1 protein-coding gene and 1 pseudogene are annotated in these 2,283 nt (G+C 35.0%); both read left to right on the top strand.

The window, feature by feature from the left end; translation table 11 throughout:
* The first annotated feature begins 91 nt into the window (after positions 1 to 91).
* Positions 92 to 328, top strand: coding sequence for a hypothetical protein (locus tag F6K38_RS39775; RefSeq protein WP_154659668.1), 237 nt, complete (start codon positions 92 to 94; stop codon positions 326 to 328).
* A gap of 634 nt (positions 329 to 962) precedes the next feature.
* Positions 963 to 2,031: pseudogene (locus tag F6K38_RS39770) on the top strand (IS4 family transposase).
* The last annotated feature ends 252 nt before the right edge of the window (positions 2,032 to 2,283 follow it).

Genomic DNA, 2,283 nt, shown 5'->3' with positions numbered 1-2,283 from the left:
TCTTGGGGAGGCAGCGCGGTCTTGGGGGTTTCCCCCACTCGCTATTGCCGTGGTCTCCCCCGGAGACGAAACCTGATTACGTTGAGCCTTTATGGTTGGTAGGTTATGCAAAAAAGGGTTAAAACTTGAGGCGCGACCCCGTAATTTAATTCTTCAAGCGGAAAGCGCGCCTCCATTGATTAAGGCGAGCCTGTCTTACGGTAACTATCGCCAAAGGCGACGCTTGGCCGTAGGCCACGCCAAAGGCGAACGCGAACAAACCACTCGCTATTGCCGTGGTTTCCCCCACTCGCTATTGCATCAAGACATTGAACAAATTTTGAATTAATTAATTCCGGGTACAAGCCCCCCGGGGAATTAAAAATTAAAAATTAAAAATTAAAAATCTAGAATTGTCCGAATCATTTTGAATTAATAATTTTGAACTTTGAATTGGAGCGTTCGCGCAGCGTGACCTACGGTCAAGCGACTTGACATTTATTGTCCATCAGTCATGGAATTAGTTTTTTTTGATTCTGCTGTAAGATAAATTACTCAAGGATTTGGCTCAGGTTCTCTATAGACCGTCCCATCTTAGCAATTTTTTATTCTGTCTGAGACAGTCCGAGAACTGCATTTTGAAGTTGGTTAGCTAGACTTTGAATCTATTCTCGATAACGGTTTTATAGTTCTTCCACGTTCATGATTTATTAATGATAACTTAATCTACACTATCAAGGATTAGGTTTGCGTTAGGGTTTACGTTCGAGTTTACGTTTATGTTTACTTTCGTTGCCACCTGATTATTATTTATTAGTTTAAAACATCTAAACAACGGTAAAAAAAATAAAAAAAATCGACATTTATACCCCTAAATACTTATCAATATTAGCAGAAATGTTGAATGATAGTTAAAAAACTAGACAAATAGCCTCTAATTTGATAAAATAGAGGCCAAATAAAAATATAATAATGTTGCTTAAATGATATCAAATTTTCCACAAATCATCAAAAAACACCTAGGAAAACTACCTACTGATGATTATCCAGTCCTCAATACTTTCCTGTCTTGATGCAGTCGCTCATGGGGGAAACCCCCAAGACCGCGCTGCATCGCTATTTGTATCAACCTGGTTAGAATTTGTATTAGACCAAAGTCAAACTAGTATGAGGAGTTTATTTAAGCGTTTGAATGTACGTGGCATAGATGTAGACATATCGACTTTCTCTAAGGCGAGCAAAGTGAGAAATCCAATGTTGTTTTATAATTTGTTAATTCAATTAAGAAAAGCTCTACATAAAAGCCCAAAAGTAGGGAAGAATAAATTAGCATTATTTCCGATTGATTCGACCATAGTAACATTAACAAGCAAGCTTTTATGGAGCCAAGGCTTTAATCAAGTAAAATTATTCAGTGGCTTAAATTTATTAACAGCAGAGCCAGGAGGAATAATGATTCATTTTGGTCAAGGTCATGATAGTAAATATGGGGATAACACAATAGAATCAACTCCAGAAAACGGAGTTGGCGTAATGGATAGAGGATTTGCGAGCTTGGAGAGGATAAAAAATCTAAAGACCAAATATAATCGTTATTTTGTATTAAGAATTAATCAGAACTTTCAGCTAGAAATGTTATCAAATGGGCAGGTTCTAATCGGAACCGGAAAAGATCAAATAGAAGCTAGAGTAGTCAACTTTTGTGACCTCGAAACTAAAACTGAATTTAGACTAGTGACTAACCTACCAGAAACAGGTGAATCAGAAATAAGTAATGAAGATATTGGAGATTTTTATCGTTGGCGCTGGCAAATAGAGTTATTCTGGAAATTTTTGAAGATGCATCTAAAACTCGACAGATTAATCACAAAAAATATCAATGGAATTGAGATACAAATATATAGCTGTCTAATTGGTTATGTTTTATTACAATTAGTGGTGATTCCAAAATGTTTCGGTAAAAAAACATTAGATAAACTACGATATTTACAAGCTTTTATGTGTGAAAATATTAGCTATGTACATTGGTTTGATAAGATGGTGTTCTCGTGAACCTATCTGGCGTGTTATAGGTGTAGTGTATCTAATTTTAGGTACATAACTCTTGGAATTCAACATTTATGCAATATTAGTAATTTATGATATCAGAAATTACTAATATTGATAGCAAGTTTTTTAGTTGATTTGCCAATAAGTTTATCAACTAATTAAGAAGTAAAAATATCAACAAAAAATGCTAATTATAAGCAAGTTTTTGGTTTGATAAAAAAACCGGATTGGTCAAGACGATATAAACTGTATATT

The sequence above is a fragment of the Moorena sp. SIO3B2 genome, from assembly GCF_010692525.1.
GTDB classification, from domain to species: Bacteria; Cyanobacteriota; Cyanobacteriia; order Cyanobacteriales; family Coleofasciculaceae; genus Moorena; species Moorena producens.
The sequence above is the reverse complement of the archived record's forward strand: the minus strand, read 5'-3'. Positions and strand labels throughout refer to the sequence as shown.